The 17,973-nt window shown below is 38.2% G+C and carries 21 protein-coding genes and 1 pseudogene; 5 read left to right on the forward strand and 17 right to left on the reverse strand.

Features of this window, described 5'->3' with window-relative positions; translation table 11 throughout:
* Nucleotides 1–239 precede the first annotated feature (239 nt).
* From crcB (ACYSNO_RS01675) to ACYSNO_RS01695, 5 genes are all read right to left on the reverse strand, one after another.
* Nucleotides 240–647: a fluoride efflux transporter CrcB gene (gene crcB / locus ACYSNO_RS01675; protein ID WP_461729328.1), complete on the reverse strand. Its 408-nt coding sequence runs from the start codon at nt 645–647 to the stop codon at nt 240–242.
* Between the two features lie 15 nt (nt 648–662).
* On the reverse strand, nt 663–1,037 hold the full coding sequence (gene crcB, locus ACYSNO_RS01680; protein WP_461729329.1) for a fluoride efflux transporter CrcB: 375 nt from the start codon (nt 1,035–1,037) through the stop codon (nt 663–665).
* Between the two features lie 25 nt (nt 1,038–1,062).
* On the reverse strand, nt 1,063–1,689 hold the full coding sequence (locus tag ACYSNO_RS01685; RefSeq protein ID WP_461729330.1) for a class I SAM-dependent methyltransferase: 627 nt from the start codon (nt 1,687–1,689) through the stop codon (nt 1,063–1,065).
* A gap of 126 nt (nt 1,690–1,815) precedes the next feature.
* Nucleotides 1,816–2,007: a YwbE family protein gene (locus ACYSNO_RS01690; protein ID WP_461729331.1), complete on the reverse strand. Its 192-nt coding sequence runs from the start codon at nt 2,005–2,007 to the stop codon at nt 1,816–1,818.
* Nucleotides 2,008–2,016: 9 nt separating this feature from the next.
* Nucleotides 2,017–3,000, reverse strand: a complete 984-nt coding sequence (locus ACYSNO_RS01695) for a tRNA dihydrouridine synthase (protein ID WP_461729332.1) — start codon at nt 2,998–3,000, stop codon at nt 2,017–2,019.
* A gap of 131 nt (nt 3,001–3,131) precedes the next feature.
* On the opposite strand from ACYSNO_RS01695, the gene ACYSNO_RS01700 reads away from it, so the two are divergent.
* Nucleotides 3,132–3,617, forward strand: a complete 486-nt coding sequence (locus ACYSNO_RS01700; RefSeq protein ID WP_461729333.1) for a nucleoside deaminase — start codon at nt 3,132–3,134, stop codon at nt 3,615–3,617.
* Between the two features lie 192 nt (nt 3,618–3,809).
* Here ACYSNO_RS01700 and ACYSNO_RS01705 read toward each other — a convergent pair whose 3' ends face one another.
* The 3 genes from ACYSNO_RS01705 to ACYSNO_RS01715 all read right to left on the reverse strand — a co-directional run bounded on the left by ACYSNO_RS01705 (nt 3,810) and on the right by ACYSNO_RS01715 (nt 6,386).
* A complete protein-coding gene (locus ACYSNO_RS01705) occupies nt 3,810–5,156 on the reverse strand; it encodes a metallophosphoesterase (RefSeq protein WP_461729334.1) in 1,347 nt (448 codons plus the stop codon).
* An 80-nt stretch (nt 5,157–5,236) separates the two neighbouring features.
* Complete coding sequence (locus tag ACYSNO_RS01710) at nt 5,237–5,992, reverse strand: ankyrin repeat domain-containing protein (protein WP_461729335.1); 756 nt, start codon at nt 5,990–5,992, stop codon at nt 5,237–5,239.
* A gap of 16 nt (nt 5,993–6,008) precedes the next feature.
* Complete coding sequence (locus ACYSNO_RS01715; RefSeq protein WP_461729336.1) at nt 6,009–6,386, reverse strand: RidA family protein; 378 nt, start codon at nt 6,384–6,386, stop codon at nt 6,009–6,011.
* 135 nt (nt 6,387–6,521) lie between these two features.
* Between ACYSNO_RS01715 and ACYSNO_RS01720 the strand changes: the two genes are divergently transcribed.
* A complete protein-coding gene (locus tag ACYSNO_RS01720) occupies nt 6,522–7,097 on the forward strand; it encodes a sugar O-acetyltransferase (protein WP_461729337.1) in 576 nt (191 codons plus the stop codon).
* A 136-nt stretch (nt 7,098–7,233) separates the two neighbouring features.
* On the opposite strand, the gene ACYSNO_RS01725 is transcribed toward ACYSNO_RS01720, so the two are convergent.
* Nucleotides 7,234–7,842 carry an acetate uptake transporter gene (locus ACYSNO_RS01725; RefSeq protein WP_461729338.1) on the reverse strand — a complete coding sequence of 203 codons (609 nt, stop codon included), beginning with the start codon at nt 7,840–7,842 and terminating at the stop codon, nt 7,234–7,236.
* A gap of 748 nt (nt 7,843–8,590) precedes the next feature.
* Here ACYSNO_RS01725 and ACYSNO_RS01730 point away from each other — a divergent pair.
* Nucleotides 8,591–9,058 carry a hypothetical protein gene (locus ACYSNO_RS01730; protein ID WP_461729339.1) on the forward strand — a complete coding sequence of 156 codons (468 nt, stop codon included), beginning with the start codon at nt 8,591–8,593 and terminating at the stop codon, nt 9,056–9,058.
* A gap of 186 nt (nt 9,059–9,244) precedes the next feature.
* Here ACYSNO_RS01730 and ACYSNO_RS01735 read toward each other — a convergent pair.
* The 4 genes and pseudogenes from ACYSNO_RS01735 to ACYSNO_RS01750 all read right to left on the reverse strand — a co-directional run.
* Nucleotides 9,245–9,393, reverse strand: a pseudogene (locus ACYSNO_RS01735) (zinc ribbon domain-containing protein); the annotation flags it as partial.
* 452 nt (nt 9,394–9,845) lie between these two features.
* The gene (locus tag ACYSNO_RS01740) at nt 9,846–10,367 is read right to left on the reverse strand and encodes a GNAT family N-acetyltransferase (protein ID WP_461729340.1); all 522 of its coding nucleotides are present in this window, start codon (nt 10,365–10,367) and stop codon (nt 9,846–9,848) included.
* Nucleotides 10,360–10,998, reverse strand: a complete 639-nt coding sequence (locus ACYSNO_RS01745; protein ID WP_461729341.1) for a sugar O-acetyltransferase — start codon at nt 10,996–10,998, stop codon at nt 10,360–10,362. The genes ACYSNO_RS01740 and ACYSNO_RS01745 overlap by 8 nt, the downstream gene beginning before the upstream one ends.
* 250 nt (nt 10,999–11,248) lie before the next feature.
* Entirely contained in the window at nt 11,249–11,596 is a 348-nt protein-coding gene (locus tag ACYSNO_RS01750) for a winged helix-turn-helix transcriptional regulator (protein WP_461729342.1), read from the reverse strand.
* A 185-nt stretch (nt 11,597–11,781) separates the two neighbouring features.
* On the opposite strand from ACYSNO_RS01750, the gene ACYSNO_RS01755 reads away from it, so the two are divergent.
* Together ACYSNO_RS01755 and ACYSNO_RS01760 are read left to right on the forward strand one after the other, a co-directional pair.
* A complete protein-coding gene (locus ACYSNO_RS01755; protein WP_461729343.1) occupies nt 11,782–12,855 on the forward strand; it encodes an LLM class flavin-dependent oxidoreductase in 1,074 nt (357 codons plus the stop codon).
* Nucleotides 12,852–13,418 (forward strand): NADPH-dependent FMN reductase, encoded by a 567-nt coding sequence (locus tag ACYSNO_RS01760; RefSeq protein ID WP_461729344.1) that lies wholly within the window; start codon nt 12,852–12,854, stop codon nt 13,416–13,418. The genes ACYSNO_RS01755 and ACYSNO_RS01760 overlap by 4 nt, the downstream gene beginning before the upstream one ends.
* A gap of 357 nt (nt 13,419–13,775) precedes the next feature.
* Here the strand turns inward: ACYSNO_RS01760 and ACYSNO_RS01765 are convergent, their stop codons facing one another.
* From ACYSNO_RS01765 to ACYSNO_RS01780, 4 genes are all read right to left on the reverse strand, one after another.
* A complete protein-coding gene (locus ACYSNO_RS01765; protein ID WP_461729345.1) occupies nt 13,776–14,996 on the reverse strand; it encodes an amidohydrolase in 1,221 nt (406 codons plus the stop codon).
* Nucleotides 14,993–16,240, reverse strand: coding sequence for an amidohydrolase (locus tag ACYSNO_RS01770; protein ID WP_461729346.1), 1,248 nt, complete (start codon nt 16,238–16,240; stop codon nt 14,993–14,995). Before ACYSNO_RS01770 ends, ACYSNO_RS01765 begins: the two co-directional genes overlap by 4 nt.
* A 331-nt stretch (nt 16,241–16,571) precedes the next feature.
* On the reverse strand, nt 16,572–16,922 hold the full coding sequence (locus ACYSNO_RS01775; RefSeq protein ID WP_461729347.1) for a DUF6568 family protein: 351 nt from the start codon (nt 16,920–16,922) through the stop codon (nt 16,572–16,574).
* Nucleotides 16,923–16,966: 44 nt separating this feature from the next.
* Nucleotides 16,967–17,794 carry an exodeoxyribonuclease III gene (locus ACYSNO_RS01780; protein ID WP_461729348.1) on the reverse strand — a complete coding sequence of 276 codons (828 nt, stop codon included), beginning with the start codon at nt 17,792–17,794 and terminating at the stop codon, nt 16,967–16,969.
* Nucleotides 17,795–17,973: the final 179 nt, after the last annotated feature.

The following is a 17,973-nucleotide window of genomic DNA, read 5'->3' on the forward strand; positions in this document are numbered from 1 at the left end:
AGTGGAGCGAGTCTAAAAAGGATTCCCACTCATTCTCCTGCTTTTTTCGAGCAAGCTGCTGAATCCACTCTGTTTTTTCTTGCTCGGTCATTTGATTCAAACGTGTTTTAATGTCATTAGTCTAACAAAAAAATAAGCGTATGCAATCTTAAAATAATGTAAAACGCTTTTCTACACACTCTCCTTTATTGTAAGAAAAAAGCGTAGAAAGTGCAAATAAATGCCTTTTCTACGCCTTTTTAATTGGATGTAAAATACTCTAAGGTCTTCCCTTTTAAAATGATGTAAAGACCAAGAAAAACACAAGCGAGTCCTGTTAACATCGTCAGTAAAATATAGCAGAGAATCAGATACCATGGATCGCTACCGATTTTCTGGACAACTTCTAAGGAGAAGGAAGAGAATGTCGTTAGCCCCCCACAAAATCCCGTCGTGATGAGTGTTTTAGCTAAGGGAGATAGGTTTTTGTACTTGAGAAAAACTCCCGTGGTCAGACCGATAATCAAGGTCCCTAAGATGTTTGCCGACAAGGTACCAAAAGGAAAGACACTCGTTGAGAGATTCCATTTTGTTTCTAAGAAAAAGCGGAGCATGGCCCCTAACCCACAACCAATTCCAATGATAAAATAATTCTTGAAATGCTTCATCCAATCACCTCTTCATTAAAAGATTTTTCGTCCAATATTATAAGTCAGCCACACGAGACATAGGGATATTACGAAGCTGACAAACCAATAAGCCAGGGCTAAATTGAGCTTCTTACGAAAGAATAAAGTCATGGTTTCCATTGTAAAGGTTGAAAATGTTGTTAATCCACCACAAAAACCAATCACCAATAATTGATTCTCGGCAACTCCGATTCGTTCTTTTTGTACAAACAGCGCTGAGAGAAAACCGATTAAAATGGCTCCTAGCATATTTGCCAGTAGCGTCCCCTTTGGAAAGGTCGTGTCCTTTCCATTAAACTTATTTCCTAGCATGCCTCGAAAAACACCACCGAAGAAAGCACCTAGTCCGACTAAAAGATAACTTGCCACCAACTCTCCTCCTCGTATAATATGTTTATCCCTTATTTATGAAAAATCTATTTTTTTCCCCTTGCATTAAGAATAAAGAAGCATTTTGTCCCATAAAAAGAGCTTCCTGGGTATAGAATGTTTTCGACATTACCTCTTCAAATCCTAAAGCAATCAATTCTTGTCTTAAATCTTCTTGGACAAAGCCATTATGAACCAAATCCGAATCTACTTTTTTATTTTTATCAAAATCAACAATCAACAACTGTCCCTGGTTATTTAACACATGGTAGAGACGTTTTAACAAAGAGATTGGGTCTTTAATATGTAAAAGTACTTGAGACATAAAAATCACATCGACTTTCTCTTTAAAGGGCTCATTATTTTCAAAATCAAAGCATTTAACCGCACCATTTAAAATTTCTTGTTGATGAAGCTTTTCTGTTACAACCTCTAACATATTTGCCGACGTATCTACAAATAAGATCGATTGTAAATTCCCAATTAATTCCAAACCGACGAGACCCGTTCCACAACCAAAGTCCATTGCTGTTTTATCCTTAGTGTCATTTAATTCTTGACGGATGGCCGTCGCGATTACTTTCGCCACTTCTACTCGCTCGGCAGTATCGTATTTACGAGCCATCTTCTCAAATTCATCCGTATTTCCCATTATTTTTCTCCTTTGTTTGGAACATTATTTTTAACTATACCTTAAAATTAAATGTGCGCTTTCACTTTATTTACGGTTAAACAGACAAAAAAAAACGAAGAACCCTTCGTTTTTCATCTGCATGCATTATTTTATTTCTTTGACACGTCCAACAATACCACTTTCTAGCATCACCTTAATCCCATGAGGATGTTCTGGAGATTTCGTCAATAAACGTTTGACGACACCTTCTGTTCGTTTCCCTGTTCGTTGATCTTGTTTTTGAACAACGAGTACGGTTGAACCGATGTGAATATTATTTCTTTTCGTCCCACTCATTTATTCCCTCTATTCTACACCTCTTGGTGACTGACTTGTCCTTTTAAACTCGTTTAAAATTTCTCGCACTTCATCGGTTGTTTTGGTTTGCATTAAGCGCACACGCAAATCACTAGCTCCAGCAAAACCTTTCACATAGATTTTAAAGAAACGATGAAGCCCAACAATTGACCGGGGTACCATTTCGGCATATTGATCTTGTAAGTCAAGTTGCAAGTTCAATAAACCTAGCAATTCTTCACTAGAATGTTCACGAGGGTCTTTTTCAAAAGCATAAGGATTTTTAAAAATACCACGACCAATCATAATACCATCCACACCATACTTCTTTGCTAATTCCAAGCCTTTTGTTCGGTCAGGAATATCACCATTAATCGTAATCAAAGTTTGTGGAGCGATTGCATCACGAAGCGCTACAATTTGTGGAATCATTTCCCAGTGGGCATCGACTTTACTCATCTCATCTCTTGTTCGTAAATGAATTGATAAGTTCACAATGTCTTGTTTTAATAAATGCGTAATCCAAGCTTCCATTTCATCTGTATGACTGTATCCAATTCTCGTTTTGACACTGACTGGCAACCCGCCTGTTTTTGCTGCTTCAATTAATTCTGCAGCAACTTCAGGACGCAAAATCAAGCCACTACCTTTTCCTTGGCGAGCGACGTTTGGGACAGGACAGCCCATATTAATATCGATCCCTTTAAAACCCTTCTCTGCTAAACCAAGACTCATTTGCTTAAAATAGGCGGGATTGTCGCCCCAGATGTGTCCAACAATCGGCTGCTCATCTTCAGTAAAAGCCAAACGGCCTCGTAAACTTTCTTTTCCTGTTGGATGACAGTAACTATCAGAGTTTGCAAATTCCGTAAAAAAGACATCCGGTGCACCCGCTGCTTTGACAACATGGCGAAAAACAACGTCAGTTACATCTTCCATTGGTGCTAAAATAAAAAAAGGCTTTGGTAAATCGGCCCAAAAATGTTTTGTCATACTCTTTTATCTCCATTTCTCTGCGGTTCCTAAAAAACATGTTTATTATACTAGGAATCTTAAAAAGAAGCAAAGTCTAGTCATTCTTAGTATAATGAAAGAAAAGCTTCACTTTTGAAAGGAGATTTCTTATGATTACTTCAACCGATCAAACTTTTTTAAAGCGGAGTATTGCCCTTGCGCAAGCTGCTCTCGCTAGTGGGGACGAGCCCTTTGGTTCCCTTCTTGTTTCAAAAGAAGGAGAAATCCTTATGGAAGACCACAATCACGTTGCAGGTGGCGATCATACGCAACATCCCGAATTTGCAATTGCTCGTTGGGCGGCAGAAAATTTGACGCTTTCAGAACGAAAATCAGCCACGGTATACACTTCAGGTGAGCATTGCCCCATGTGCGCAGCAGCTCACGGATGGGTTGGATTAGGTCGCATTGTTTATGCCAGCTCGTCAAAACAACTAGCTGCTTGGTTAGAGGACTTAGGGGTGCCCCCGACACCCGTAAAAAACTTGGCCATTCAGGAAATTTTGCGCGATGCTGAAGTCGACGGCCCCGTACCCGAACTTGCCGAACAGGTCCGGCAACTCCATCTAGCTTTTCACCAAAAATTATTCGAATAAGAGATGTGACAAAAATCGTTTTGCCCTGAGAAATGGGAGAGTCATTCGAACACTCGAACCTCGTGAAGTTCTCGAAAGCGTTCCCTTGCGTTGCCCATTTATCTGTCATAGCCTTTTCCTTCTAAGGAAATATGAAAGCAGCCCTTCATTTGAGTGAAAGGCTGCTTTCATTTCCGAAATTTTACTCTATGACTACCACTCAATTACGAGGCGATGATTGTCCGAAATATTCTCATCCTCGATGGAACGAAGTACCCTTAACCATAATTGTGGTGCTTCTTCCCTTAGTTTTTTTGCTGCTGGTGTTTGAAACAACTGCTCTTTTTCTTCTTGCGTTACAGACGTTTTACCGGTAAAATAGCGCAAATTTGCCTCACCTACTAAGGCTGCCATCCCAATGTCATCTTTGATTTCCAGCTGGGCCAGCATATTTTGAGCGAGTTGCTCTCCGACCGCACGGTACTTCTGTCTCAAATATTCAGGGTAATTTTTTAAATCCGGTTGCTTCAGCTGCACTTGATTCAAGTAAGGACGTGGGTCAAATGACTCGACCTCATAGGAAAGACGTTCCGGCTCTAACATTAAATGACCTATATGACTGTCCGCAGTACTAAAAGAAGACGTGCTAATCTCATAAAAAGCAGGATTATCATTCGACTGCATAATATCTTGTAGATGCAAATGGCCACTCATGGCAAGCCGCACTTGGTATTTCTCAACTAGCTGTAAAACGACCTCTGCATTATTTAAAACAAAGCCTTTCGTAATCTTAGGATTATGTTCCAACAAACTATGATGTAAGAATAACAACGGCTTTTTTCCTAATCGTTTCCCTTCTGCAAATCCAGCCTCAAGCCAAGCAAGTGTCCCTTCACTCAATCTTCCCTCCGTCACGGGCTCTGTTTTGGAAAAACGGTCTGTATAAAGATTGCTATCCAAAAAAAAGAACCGATAGTCACTAAAATCAAGTGAATAACTCAAAGAATCAACTGCTGGTTGTTGACTCAAAGTATAACCATCTGGAAAGGCCCTTTGAAAATCACTCGGACTGATTTGATGGGTTGTTATTTGTTGCTTATTTTGAAATTGACGCGCCCAACCATTATAAATGTCATGATTACCTGGAATCGCAAAAACAAAGATTCCTTGTTCTTTTAACGGTTGAAATATTTCAGCCATCTGTTCCAAACTTCTTTTCTCTCCATTTAGCGTGACGTCACCTGTTAAAATAATCCCTGTCGGCTTTTCAAGTAACGCTTTTTGAACCAGTGCTTCTAAGACCGCTGATGTGTATCGAATATCTTTGCCAATCGAAGTTTTTTCAAAACTGCGAAACTTCTCACTCTCTTCAATTAAGTCATCCGCCAAAAAGTGATTATCTGAAATCACCCAAAAATGAGGAGCCTTTATTTCTAACAAAGACGCTTGCTGTACTTTTTTCACGGTGGATTCAGAAACGATTTGGCGACTAAAAAAAACGAAGAAAGCCATCAGACTGATAATAAAGAAAAGTAGGAACACTTTTGATTTTTTTTGCATTCAATTTCCTTCTTTCAATCAATGATAGTCATGGAAAAAACAAGAAGGACGCACGCGAAAAAATAGAACTTCTGTGATTGTCACCTTTGTAATTCCTTTAAAATATCCATGTAGCCTAATTCTTTGGCATAGTCTTCTGCCGTTCGACCACTGTTGTCGCGTAGGCTTGCATCTGCCTTGTATTTCAACAATTCTTGAACAATTTCAAGATAGATTGGCGAACCATCGCGCAAGGCAACCGCTTCAATCAGTGCGGTGTAACCAAAATTATTTTGATGATCAATCGCGACACGTCCATCTGCCAATAACAATTTCACATTGGCTACATGTCCTTTTTCCGCAGCCGGAATGAGGGCATTTCCTCCATATCGATTAACAATTTGTTGGTCAGGTGTTGCCTTTTCAAGCATATAGGCTAAAATTTCTGTCCGCCCTTGGGCCCCTGCATATAAATAGGGACTATCTTGAATCGTATCCTGTAAATTGATATCCGCTCCGGCATCTATTAGTTGTTTGGCGATTGCGACTTGATTTTGCTGAGTCGCAAATAATAAGGCTGTTTCTCCTTGTGCGTTTTGTTCATTCACTAACTCATGCTTTTGCTTTAAAATCTCTTTGACTTCTTCGATTTGATTTTCTTCCACCGCTTTGATTAAATCTTCTACTGAATAAGTCACTGACACTCGCTCCTTTGTTGTTTCTGTCGTTTCGCTAATTTTTACTTGAGAGGATTGACTTGTTACTTGCTCAAACGCAGCGTCCTCAAAAGCTGGCTTGTCATGCGTACAACCACCTAACAAAAACGCTATCAACCCAATCACAAAAAAATATTTCATTGAAAAGCCACCTACTTTACTTTTTGACGATGCATTCGATTTCAATATCTGCACCTAGAGGCAGTTCATATACTGCAACACACGTTCGAGCTGGATATGGTTTTGAAAAACGCGATTGATAAACAGTATTCATGGCATCAAAATGCTGCATGCTTGTTAAATAAACATTAACCTTTACTACTTGCTCCAAAGACACGTTTGCAGCTTCCATGACATCTTCTAAATAGTCAAAACACTTTTGCGCTTGTGTCGCAATATCATACTTTTCTCCCTGGTAATCTTGGCCATTGTAAGCTGTTTGACCGGAAAAATAAATAAAATCACCGCTATCAACTGCATGTGAGTAAGGGCCTGACGAAGCGATATTTTTTCCTGTATAAATCTTTCTTTTCATAAAAAACTCCTCCCTTTCGATGCTATTCATTTTAGCATAGATTCTCTTTTGTTGCTTTTATTCACTTTTTTCACCCCGTCAGACGTCACTTACTGTTATACTATTTGTAAATAAATGAAAATAGGAGTTAAAAATATGAATGAAAAAGAAAAATCACTTGCTGGACTACTCTATCAACCAGGGGAAAGCGAACTAACTGCCGAACGAGAAATCACTGTTCAAAAGCTTTATGAATTCAATCAGCTGCATCCTTTAGATCGTGCTGCGAAAAAACAAGCCATTCGCCAGATTTTCGGAAATTCTGGCGAAAACTGTACCGTAGAACAACCCTTTTTTTGTACCTATGGCTCAAATATCTCAGTTGGAGACAATTTTTTTCTCAATGTAAACTGCCGCCTAATGGACAGCGGGAAAATTACAATTGGCCATAACGTGATGATTGCACCAAATGTTTCTTTGATTACAGAAGAACATGCGATGGATGTCAAACAGCGATTGGAAGGACTAGAATACACACGCCCAATCACCATTCAAGACAACGTATGGCTTGCCACCGGTGTTTTGGTTTTACCAGGAGTGACAATTGGTGAAAATAGTGTGATTGGTGCTGGCAGTGTTGTAACCAAAGATATTCCTGCTAATTGTTTGGCTGTCGGTAATCCTTGTCGCGTCGTCAAACCAATCAACAACGAACAAAAGCAGTCGACTTAATGAGGGATTCCCTTTTATGACTCATGGGAATGGTTCAAATCCTTTCATCCGATTTCTTTGAGCGGTTTTCGATTAAAAAAAGAGGCGCGGCTTTCGTTAGCCGCAACCTCTATTATTTTTGTTCGAACCTACTTTTTTATTTCTTAAAAATCCCAAATGGTTTCCCCACAGGTAAGAATGTTTGTCCGAAATGGGTATTTAACACGGCCGCGCCACAACCGTAAAATGACACGAGGGCAATTGCTAATTCTGCATATGCAGCCATTTGATGCATTGCGTGTTCCATAATACCAAAAGCCGAACCTGCTAGGCCTAAAAACAGGAAATCGATTAGAACAAAAATTGTGAATAAGACCTTGTGTGTTTCCATTGCACCAATTGTCATAAAGACCGTAAAAATAAAGTAACCGACAAAAGCAAAACCAAGTTGTTTTGGATCCGCATTTACTGCTAAGGTTTCTCCAAAAATGCCATTTTGAATTAACCAAGTGAAGCCCATTGCAAACCAGAAAAAGCCATATGCGCCAAAAGCGGTCGCGCCAAAAGTATTGTTATGCTTAAAATCGTAAACAGCTGCCATTAACTGAGCAGATGCCCCCAAAAAAATGGCCCAAGGTAAAACCAATGACACATCTGAAGTCAACCCTAACTTTTGTGAAGATGCGACTAAGGTCACCATTGCGAGTCCAAACAGACCTAGTGCAGACGGATCTGCGACGATTACTTTAACTTTTGTTTCTTTCATAATACCAACTACTCCCCATATCCAATCTTGATATTTTATATAACAAGATTTTTTTATTATAATTAATCGTAAGAAAAAAGCTTTTCTTACGAGTGATTATCACAATTAAAATGATTTTGTCCAATGATACAGACAAATTATCATAACATGATCGATGAAAAAAAGAAAGTTTTCCTGAATAAACTATTATTTTCAGAAAATAGTTGTTTCGAATCTTTATTAATAAGTCATGCTTCCATAAAGGAGATTATAAAAGAGAATCTCCCCTATTGAATCAAAATGATTTTGCATGAGATAAGTATGATAGAATGAACATTGTAAGGAAAGCAAAGCTTGAAAAATAATTTTACCACTTTCGTTTATCTAAAACAGAGAAAAAGATACACTTAAATAAAGATTCTTGTTCTAAAAATTTCAAGAAAACCTTCAATGGTGTTTTTTGTAAATGTGTCCTCGTCGTTTCTTTATTGGTTAGCTTAAAGTAGTAGTGATTTCAATCTCTTAATTCACGAATCTACAAAAGTGGAATAAAACGGCTCAATAATAAATCATGTTTGAATAATTCGGCAATCCATCCCAAAGTACTACTTAGAAGTCTGTGACGTATGCACTTACTCACTTGCCCGTGATTTGTAGTGTGAGCGGTTGTTTCTTAATTAGAATATAAGATAAAAAAAGGTTCAAAGTATAACAATCATTTTCATGACGTGTTGTACCTTGAGCGAAGCGAAAGGAATATATTATAAAAATGAAAAAACAAATTTTTACCCTATTTGGCTTCTTTTTATTAGCTGGTTGTTCCAGTAATCCTCAAAATAGTCAAATTGACCCAGTAAATCCTTCAGAAGTCAAAACAAACGAAGGTCTTGTAATTACTCATGATACACAATCTACAGTAGAAACGAACACTGTTGCTGAAAGCGAAGAAAATTTCGAAGCTCAACAAACCTCAAATAGCCAGGGAACAAAGCAGATTTCTGTCAATAATGAACATCTAAAAAACTTCGTGGAATTTGATATTTTAGTACAAGAATTAGACTTAGAACACTATGAAGGTGTTATCAAATCCGACAATAGAGGAACCCGTACGATTCTTTTTCAAACTGCTGATGGAAAAAAAGAATACAAAAGTATTTTTATTAAAAATACCAACCGGCTAAAAATTGTTCATTTTAATGATGAAGAGAATTTACTATATAACAAAATCATTTCTTGAACCTCTCACGACTAAAGTCACGAGATTCTTGGGAATAGAGCGTACTTGCAAGTGTATTTCTTTACTCACAGCGGTTTCTCTTATTTACCAAGCGATCCCCGTAGCTCCTATGGTTCTTGATTTCATCTAAGCGAATGATTGTATTCTTAGACCTTCCGCCAAAATGTTGATACTCGCGTTGATATCTCAGTCACGATGGGTATGACAAATCGGCACGTCCATTCTCGAATTTCGAAAGTGGACGTGTCCGATTTATGTCCACAATTCGAACAGATTTGACTAGATAGAAACCATTAATTCACTTTGATGATTTCCCGACCGTCCCAGTCAACTTTGTCACTAGTGGTGCAAAGAATTTTTCACACTAAAAATTGCGATTATTACTATCCAGACGTAAAAAAGTCCTTTATACTGAATCAAGGATGATTTATCCAAGACCAATAAAAAGGACTAACCTATGGATAAGCATAACAAAAAACAACTTTTCAGAAATGGTTTTCTACGATAAATTTCAACGAATTGTCTAAAAAATCCCAAAATGCCATTAAATATTTTGATTATTACCAAAAAAAGAAAAAAAGGTTATTTTGAAACGACACTCAAGATTCTCTTACACGCTGCCTACGAAGAATTACCTAGTTATAGTGAAATCACTCCTGCCTCTATCGATAAACATTGGTGTCAAGAAGTTGGGATTGACTCCCTCCCACACCACTCTTTGTCTTGTCTAGGTACAGAAATGAAGATGGAGGTCTTGATGGAAATCTTTTTGAATCTCGTAAAAAGATTACTGAGTTTCAATCCAGTAAAAATAAATGCCTGCTTTCTTATTTTCTAACTTTCCGCCATTAGACTCAATTACTTTTTTAGAAGCCATATTATTCTCATAGCAAGTTAATAAAACTTGCTTGATACCTTTTTCTTTCGATTCTTGGATTAATTTTTCCAGCAGTATTTTTGCATATCCTTTTCCTCTTTCTGTCGGACGAATGACGTACCCAATGTGACCGCCACGCTGTAACAAATGTTGATTTAAGTAATGTCGTAATTTGCCATAGCCCACGGGTTTTCCGTCTATATATAGCCAGTAAATCGTTTGTGGAACAAATTTCGGTTCCAAATTTATCCCTTCCGACATGTCAGCATTTTCAAGTACATTTATTTGAAATGTAAAAAAGTCATCTGAGTACAAACTATTTGTAAAGCCATTTTCTCCTCTTCCAATTTCATGGACCATTTCAAATACAAAGCAAGTAGACACAAGCCTTACTAAGAAGGATTCGTTAATTTCTTTGAAAGTCTCACTCAATTACTCGATTATCCGCTAAAACTTCTGGTTGATATTGCATGCTTTCTTGTTCCGTAATCTCTCGAATCACCTTACAGGGATTCCCTGCTGCAAAGTGATTACTTGGAATATCCTTCACTACAACACTACCTGCTCCAATCACACAATTATCGCCAATCGTTACGCCAGGACAAATCACAACATTCGCTCCTAACCAACAGTCATTCCCAATGGTTACTGGTTTGGCATAACACATATGTTTCGCTACTCCGTCTTTATCCATCATGCTCCGACGCTCATTAGGCAGCATGGGGTGCACTGGCGTGACAATCGTTACATTTGGACCGAAACTACAGTAATCACCAATCGTCACCCTTGCATCGTCTTGAATGGTTAAATTGAAATTACCAAAGAAATGCTTGCCAATTTTTGTATGCTGTCCATAGTGGATATAGATTGGCCCTTGTAGAAAGCTATTTTTTCCTACTTCATCAAAGATAGCTGAAACAATTTCTTTTCTTTTTTCTTCTTCATCCTCAAAAGTAGCATTGTATTCAGTGCATAAGTTATGGGTTTTCAGCTTAATCTTTCTTAATTCTGGATCTCCTGGGGCAAAAAGAATGCCTTTAAAGATTTTTTCTTCTTCGCTCATTTCATGTTTCCCTCCTTTTTTATTTTGTTAAAACGCTATCAAACAAGCAAGTCAAAAAAAAGCCACTTTCTTCAATCTTCCCGAAAGCATTCACTAAATTTTGAAAGAGAGATTTTTCAATTCCAAATCGAGTGTCCCAAACGGTCCTTTAATCGAAAGTGAACTTGTCTTTTTTCAGATTTCAACCTTACGCTAAATCATTAAAAAATGAACCCAATCAGGATATAAAATATCTTGTCCAATCATAGAACTAACTATCTTGAGCATTCATTTTTTTACTTTTGTGCAATGTATGCTGTATTCCCCATTCGTTCATCGCTTCTAAAATGGGTTCTAAACTCTTTCCATATTCAGTAATCGAATATTCAACTTTCGGGGGTACTTGAGGATAAACCACACGTTCGATAATATCTTCTTCTTCTAGCTCTCGCAATTGTTTCGTTAGCATTTTTTGAGTAATATTTGGCATACTTCGCTTAAGTTCACTAAAGCGTTTCGTGCCTTCTTTCAGTAATTTTAACAAAATGATTGGTTTCCATTTTCCAACTAAAATACCCAAAGCATCCTCAACACGACAATATTCCGTTACTTTATTCATGATCATTCCCCTTAGTATCTTTTTGTATACTATACCACTTTAAAGTGCGTACTTCCATTAACTATTACTTCGATTATAATATATTCATATTTGAATGAAACAAAGGCGTTTTTAATTCATTTAGATAGTTGACAAGATTTCTATAGAAGTCTACAACGAATACAGCTTATAGAGGTGAAAAAACAATGGAAAAATATAGGATTAATCAAAGTAAAGGAATGGAATTTGGGATGTACACTCTAGGGGATCATTTCCCTAATCCCCATACAAAAGAGCAGGTTTCAGCAGGACAACGAGTACGAGAAATTATTGAATATGCAAAACTTGCGGAACAGGCGGGACTTGACTTTTTCAGCGTTGGAGAAAGCCATCAAGAATATTTTGTTTCGCAAGCACATGGCATTATTCTTGCAGCGATTGCTCAGGCAACAGAAAAGATTAAAATCGGCAGTTCCGCTACGATTATTAGCACTTCTGATCCTGTACGTGTCTATGAAGATTTTGCAACAATCGACTTAATTTCAGGGGGAAGAACTGAAATTATTGCAGGTCGTGCTTCTAGGGTGGGGCTTTATGAGTTATTGGGTTATAACCTTCGCGACTACGAAGCTTTGTTTGAAGAGAAATTTGATCTATTATTACAAATAAATCAAGAAAAAATAATTAATTGGGAAGGAGAATTTCGTGCTTCTTTAAAGAATGCAGAAATCCTTCCACGTCCTACAAATGGAAGCTTGCCAATTTGGCGTGCGGTAGGCGGTCACCCTGCTAGTGCAATTAAAGCGGGGTACGCAGGTGTTCCAATGATTCTTTCCATGTTAGGTGGTCCGGCTACAATATTCAAACAGACGATCGAAGCTTATCGAAATGCTGCACAAGCCAAAGGATTTGATCCTGCGAGTTTGCCAGTTGGAACGACCGGCCTCTTTTATGCAGGAGAAACATCACAACAAGCATTGAAAGAGATGTATCCTCATATTAACGAAGGCATGAAAAAAGCCAATGGCCAAGGGTTTCCAAAACAGCTTTTTGCACAATCAACAGATCCACACAATGTGATGAATATCGGAAGCCCTCAACAAATTATTGAAAAAATTCTGTATCAACACGAACAATTTGGTCACCAACGTTACATGGCACAAATTGATTTTGGTGGTGTTCCTTTTAATAAAGTAATGAGAAACATTGAACTCATCGGCACAGAAATTTTACCAGCTGTCAAAAAATACACGGCAAACAAAGAGGAGAGTGTAAAATGAAAATTGTAGGACTTTCCGGCTCAAATGTTGGGACAAAAACGAGAATTGCCATGGATTACGCACTTAACTTATTTCAAGAGAAATACCCAGATTTTGAAGTTCGATTAATTGATTTGGCCGAATATGATATCCAGTTTAGCGATGGCCGGAACTACTTAGAATATAGAGGTGATACGCAACATGTTACTCAAACTTTGATGGAAGCAGATGCAATAATTATCGGATCACCCGTTTTTCAAGCTTCAATTCCGGCTGCGCTGAAAAATGTCTTTGACCTCCTTCCTATTCATGCCTTTCGTGATAAGGTTATCGGTATGTTCATGACTGCCGGTTCTCCAAAACATTACCTAATCGCTGAACAACAATTAAGACCCATTTTACTTTACATGAAGGCACAGGTTGTTCCATCTTACGTTTTTATTGAAGAAAAAGATTTTTATAAAAAAGAAATTACCAATGTTGATGTTTTATCACGAATGGAACGTCTAGTGGAGGACACGGTTTTATTAACAAAAACCTATGCTAACCTGCGGGCAGAAGCTGAAGAAGCATATGATTTCTAGCAAAAAAATAAATGGCTCTATCATTTATGGGACTGATGATTCAGAAATGGATCAATCAGGCCCTTTTTTTGTTTTTAATGAAAAAAAACATACCGTTCCCTAGTATGATTGATTCACTACACCAAACCAATTGGAGGGAACGATATGTCTATATCTCGTGATAGCAAAAAAATGCTCGCAATGATAGATAGAAATCTTCAAACTTCAAAAGTAGATTACGAAAAATAGAAAAACTTGATTCATTAAACAACGAGTTTCCCTAAACTAAGGGGTAGCAAGGCTACAATTTGAACACTTCTTATGAATCGCTATCGTCGAATACAAATACCCTTCGTCCGATGATTTCATTTCCAGCTTTTACTGTCTTGCTTGGTACAACTTTGCTTGATGCATTAACAATCTATTTTTGGGGAGTCTCGCAACCACTTCCGCACTACAGCTCGCATCGACAAATACAAAACTCGCTTCATCGCCGACAACCGGCCACACCTGTTTTCCTTTATCATCAAGCGGTGTCAGGCCTTGTGTAACCAAGCTCAAACTTTCCCGCAAGGAACGTTCGCTCGATTTCCCGGTATAAACACAGTAATTGTATAGTTTTTCTAAAAGATCTCCTGAAACATAAGGACTCCAAGAATCAAAGAAACCATCGCAACCTAATGACACGTTCACACCTTCTTCTCTCATAATGTCAATTGGAATGAGTTGAGAATGAATGGCAATAGGAATCGTAGACATGATTTCTACCTTGTGTGCACGTAGTTTTTTAGCAAATTGCTTTTGCATCGGAGGCGCCAATTTACTTAAACCAAAGGCATGACTAAAAGCAGTCTTCCCTTTATAATTTTGTTCTTTCACCATCTCCAACCATTTATCCATCGTATAAAAGCCGACTTGTCCACGGTCATGCAAGTGGAAATCAACATCCACACCATACTCTTTCGCTAAATCCATCGTCATTTGTAAGGACTGATTGATTTCTTGATCAATACCTGCTGGATCAAGCGCCCCTAAGATTGTTGCACCCGATTCTAGCGCCTGTCTCAATAAATCCGGCATTTCTGCATGAGCCAACAAACCATGTTGTGGAAAGGCTACAATGTCATAAGTCAGATCATCCTTATACGCCTCAAGTGCTTTTTTTACCCCTTCTAAATTTTTCAATTTAATAAAGGGATCAATATTGACATGTGTTCGAATATGGTTCACGCCGTGTTTCAAATGCAATTCAATCATCGCAGAGGCTCTTTGCTCGACGGTTTCAGCCAGTTCTTCTAATTCAGCAGCTTCTAAATCGAGTCGTTCGGATAAACTTTTTACCGGACGACAAGCTCGCCATCCTAAAGACAGATAGGTTTTGTCCAAATGGTTATGCATTTCTTTAAAAGGAGGAAGTGCTAGCTTTCCTTCCATGTCGATTGCATCTTCATCCATTATGTTTTCAGAGATAGGAAGAATCGATTGAATGCCTTCTTTTGCCACTTGAATATGAAACAAATCGGTTTGGGTTTGAATACTACCATCGTCAGCTACGACTTCACCAGTCTCCAATCGGACGTTTCGTAACCACGTACTCATCGAAATTCCCCCCTTACTTCTATTTCTTCTTCATGAATAATGTTTCCTTTTGCAATCACCATTGAAATCGGGCATTGTCTAGCGATCAAATGGGCAGAACTAACTGCATCCACAAGTAAGGCATTTGCGGTATCCCCATTTTTTGGCCATTGCGGGTCACCATTACCATCCAAGGGTGTTATCCCACCTGTCGCATATTTTAAGGATTGTCCAATATGCCATTCATCAATGTAACCAAAACGCTGAATAAATTGATTTAATTTTTGAATGGTATCTCCACTTCCAAAAGGAGACCAATGATCCATTAAACTATCATGCCCAAAAGAAACGTCTACGCCACGATCATAAAGATCCTTCACCGGAATGGTAATGGGGTCTGCACCTATCGGAACCGAGGTTGTCACTTTCAGCCCTTTTTCAGCCGCCTGATTGATTAACTCATCAAGTGCTTGCTGGGGTAAATCGGCAAAGGCAAAAGCATGACTGATAGTAACCTCCTTGTCAAAGGCTCGTTGTTCCATTTCATTTAGAATTTGTCGAATCGAGAATTCGCCTAGTGTGTTGCGTTCATGTAGATGAATATCGATTCCTAGACCATACTTTTCAGCTAATTGAAAGGTTGTTTTTAACACTTCTCCACTGTTGCCATCAATCGAAGCCGGATCCACTCCTCCAATATGCGTAGCCCCCATCTGTAAGGCCTCCTCAAGAACGATTAAGAAATCTGGGCCATTACGTAAAATACCATGCTGTGGAAATGCAACAATTTCATAGGTTATTTGATCTTTATACTGTTCCAAAACACGCTGGATCATTTCCATATGTTTTGTTTTAATTTGTGGATCCACGTTTATATGTGTTCGAATATGGGTATGCCCATGTTTCATATAATGTTGAACCATTGTATGCGCACGCTCTTCCGCTACATCCAGTTGTTTAGGTAATAGCGTGGCTTCCTCTTTTAGACGCGTAAAAATTCCTTCTGTTGCTGGAATGGGTGCTTTCCATTCACCGCCAAAATATGTTTTATCGATATGGGTATGCATCTCCTTCAATGAAGGAACAAGTAGTTGTTTCTTGGCATCGACTACTTTTGCATGCTTTGCTTCAATCGTTGGAGCAATTTCAACAAACTTGCCATTTTCAATTAAAAGATCAACAATTTCTGTTTCAGTCGCGGTAACAAAAGACTCCTCGTAGATATAACTTGTTTCTAAACGTACATTCTTTAATAATAACGTCAAAAAGAATCTCTCCCTTAGCAATTTTTTCAAAACTCTAAGCACTCTGCCTAAGTGGCAAACTTCTACAAGCGGATTCAAGACAGGTGTCTGTGGATAATCTGTATTTACCGACAGATTGTGATCGCTATCTGTCAAAAATGATTACCAAGACGAGACCGAAAAGAAAGCCTAAATTTACTTGCCATCTTAAAACAAAGGCTTCTAGCAAAGGACCCAGGTATGGAATGGAAGAAAGCATCGAATCCATTGATAAAAGTCCATCCCTTGTCCCCTACTATGTTCAAACACTCTTTTACGGTGTGCCCGTCGAGTCGTGACTTAGATGAAATTTTTATTTATTGATAAATTGCCGAATTTCTTCTTCAGGCATCGCTGAATGACACTTGACCTTGACGACTCCTTCATTTGTATAGAGAAGTCCTGGAACTGTTGGAATTTGATATTTCATTCGAAAATCGCTGATATTCTGATCGTCGGCAATATTTGAACTTTCAATATAATAAATGTCCGTCTGTGTCTGATCAGCGACCACTTTCAATTTTTGCACAAACATACGACAAAATGAACATGTCGGTCTTCCGATATAAATCACTGCTTCTTGCTTTTCCTTTATCATTTCCTCTGCTTTTTTACTGTCAATTATTGTAAAATTCGCGGTATTTTCTTCGTATGTCAATGGCATGTCTCTTTTCTCCTAACTTGTATGTTAATTCTTTAAATAATTTTTTAAAGTTCGATTTCCAAATAAATCGGGGTGTGGTCCTGTCTTGTTCCGGAATCAATCATCTCGGATTTTTGAATTTTGTCTTTTACTCGCTCACTCACGAGCCAATAATCAATTCTCCAACCAGAATTATTTATTTTGCTTGTTTTTGCCCTTTGTGCCCACCAAGTATAAAGTCCAACAACTTCACCATGAATATAACGAAAACTATCAATAAATCCTTCATTTAAAAGGAAAGAAAATCCTTGGCGTTCTTCATCGGTAAAACCAGCTGATTGACGGTTACCGTTGGGATTTGCTAAGTCAATTTCTTTATGAGCCACATTAAAATCACCAGTGGCTAGAACAATTTTCTCTTGATCCAGTCCTTTTAAATAAGACCTATATTTTTCATCCCATATTTGTCGATCCCCTAACCTTACCAGTTGATCCCCAGCGTTTGGTGTATAAACTTGTGTCACATAAAAGTCTTCAAATTCCAAGGTAATCATCCGGCCTTCATCGTCCATCGTTCCAGGTGCACCGATTTTAGGATAGGTAATTTGGGGGCTTAGATGATTTTTATAAAGAAACATTGTCCCCGCATAACCCTTTCGCGCAGGTTCAACAGAGGATCGCCAAATAATTTCATAAGACGGGAAATATTCCTCTAATAATTGCAAATGCTTTTTACTTGGCCCACCTTGTGGTAGCTTTGTTTCTTGAATGGCAATGACATCTGCATCATATTTAACGATTGTTTGTAAAACTTCTCGTGACAACTGCGCACGACTTGAATCACTGGTTAATGCTGCATTGATTGAATCTATATTCCACGAAATTAACTTCATTCTTTTATGACTCCTTTTTTATTTTCTTGATACCAAACCCGGCAAATCAAAATCTTTAGCGATACATTTTCTAGCAATTTGCTTGGTTTTACTCGGGGGAAAGGGCGCATTTTTCTCAGAGTAATACTCAATGTTCACGACCTTTGCCACAGCAAGGTGATTCGCCTTGTCAGTAGAAA

It is taken from the genome of Enterococcus sp. LJL98 (assembly GCF_054871745.1).

What these genes read in the sequence shown, in the direction of transcription:
- ACYSNO_RS01715 (WP_461729336.1), bottom strand. Translation starts at nt 6,386, where the DNA reads ATGAAAAGAAAGATTTATACAGGAAAAAATATCGCTTCGTCAGGCCCT.
- ACYSNO_RS01765 (WP_461729345.1), bottom strand. Translation starts at nt 14,996, where the DNA reads ATGAGTACGTGGTTACGAAACGTCCGATTGGAGACTGGTGAAGTCGTA.
- ACYSNO_RS01690 (WP_461729331.1), bottom strand. Translation starts at nt 2,007, where the DNA reads ATGAGTGGGACGAAAAGAAATAATATTCACATCGGTTCAACCGTACTC.
- ACYSNO_RS01725 (WP_461729338.1), bottom strand. Translation starts at nt 7,842, where the DNA reads ATGAAAGAAACAAAAGTTAAAGTAATCGTCGCAGATCCGTCTGCACTA.
- ACYSNO_RS01695 (WP_461729332.1), bottom strand. Translation starts at nt 3,000, where the DNA reads ATGACAAAACATTTTTGGGCCGATTTACCAAAGCCTTTTTTTATTTTA.
- ACYSNO_RS01775 (WP_461729347.1), bottom strand. Translation starts at nt 16,922, where the DNA reads ATGCCATTGACATACGAAGAAAATACCGCGAATTTTACAATAATTGAC.
- crcB (WP_461729328.1), bottom strand. Translation starts at nt 647, where the DNA reads ATGAAGCATTTCAAGAATTATTTTATCATTGGAATTGGTTGTGGGTTA.
- ACYSNO_RS01745 (WP_461729341.1), bottom strand. Translation starts at nt 10,998, where the DNA reads ATGAGCGAAGAAGAAAAAATCTTTAAAGGCATTCTTTTTGCCCCAGGA.
- ACYSNO_RS01710 (WP_461729335.1), bottom strand. Translation starts at nt 5,992, where the DNA reads ATGAAATATTTTTTTGTGATTGGGTTGATAGCGTTTTTGTTAGGTGGT.
- ACYSNO_RS01705 (WP_461729334.1), bottom strand. Translation starts at nt 5,156, where the DNA reads ATGCAAAAAAAATCAAAAGTGTTCCTACTTTTCTTTATTATCAGTCTG.
- ACYSNO_RS01685 (WP_461729330.1), bottom strand. Translation starts at nt 1,689, where the DNA reads ATGGGAAATACGGATGAATTTGAGAAGATGGCTCGTAAATACGATACT.
- ACYSNO_RS01730 (WP_461729339.1), top strand. Translation starts at nt 8,591, where the DNA reads ATGAAAAAACAAATTTTTACCCTATTTGGCTTCTTTTTATTAGCTGGT.
- ACYSNO_RS01755 (WP_461729343.1), top strand. Translation starts at nt 11,782, where the DNA reads ATGGAAAAATATAGGATTAATCAAAGTAAAGGAATGGAATTTGGGATG.
- ACYSNO_RS01720 (WP_461729337.1), top strand. Translation starts at nt 6,522, where the DNA reads ATGAATGAAAAAGAAAAATCACTTGCTGGACTACTCTATCAACCAGGG.
- ACYSNO_RS01780 (WP_461729348.1), bottom strand. Translation starts at nt 17,794, where the DNA reads ATGAAGTTAATTTCGTGGAATATAGATTCAATCAATGCAGCATTAACC.
- ACYSNO_RS01760 (WP_461729344.1), top strand. Translation starts at nt 12,852, where the DNA reads ATGAAAATTGTAGGACTTTCCGGCTCAAATGTTGGGACAAAAACGAGA.
- ACYSNO_RS01750 (WP_461729342.1), bottom strand. Translation starts at nt 11,596, where the DNA reads ATGAATAAAGTAACGGAATATTGTCGTGTTGAGGATGCTTTGGGTATT.
- ACYSNO_RS01700 (WP_461729333.1), top strand. Translation starts at nt 3,132, where the DNA reads ATGATTACTTCAACCGATCAAACTTTTTTAAAGCGGAGTATTGCCCTT.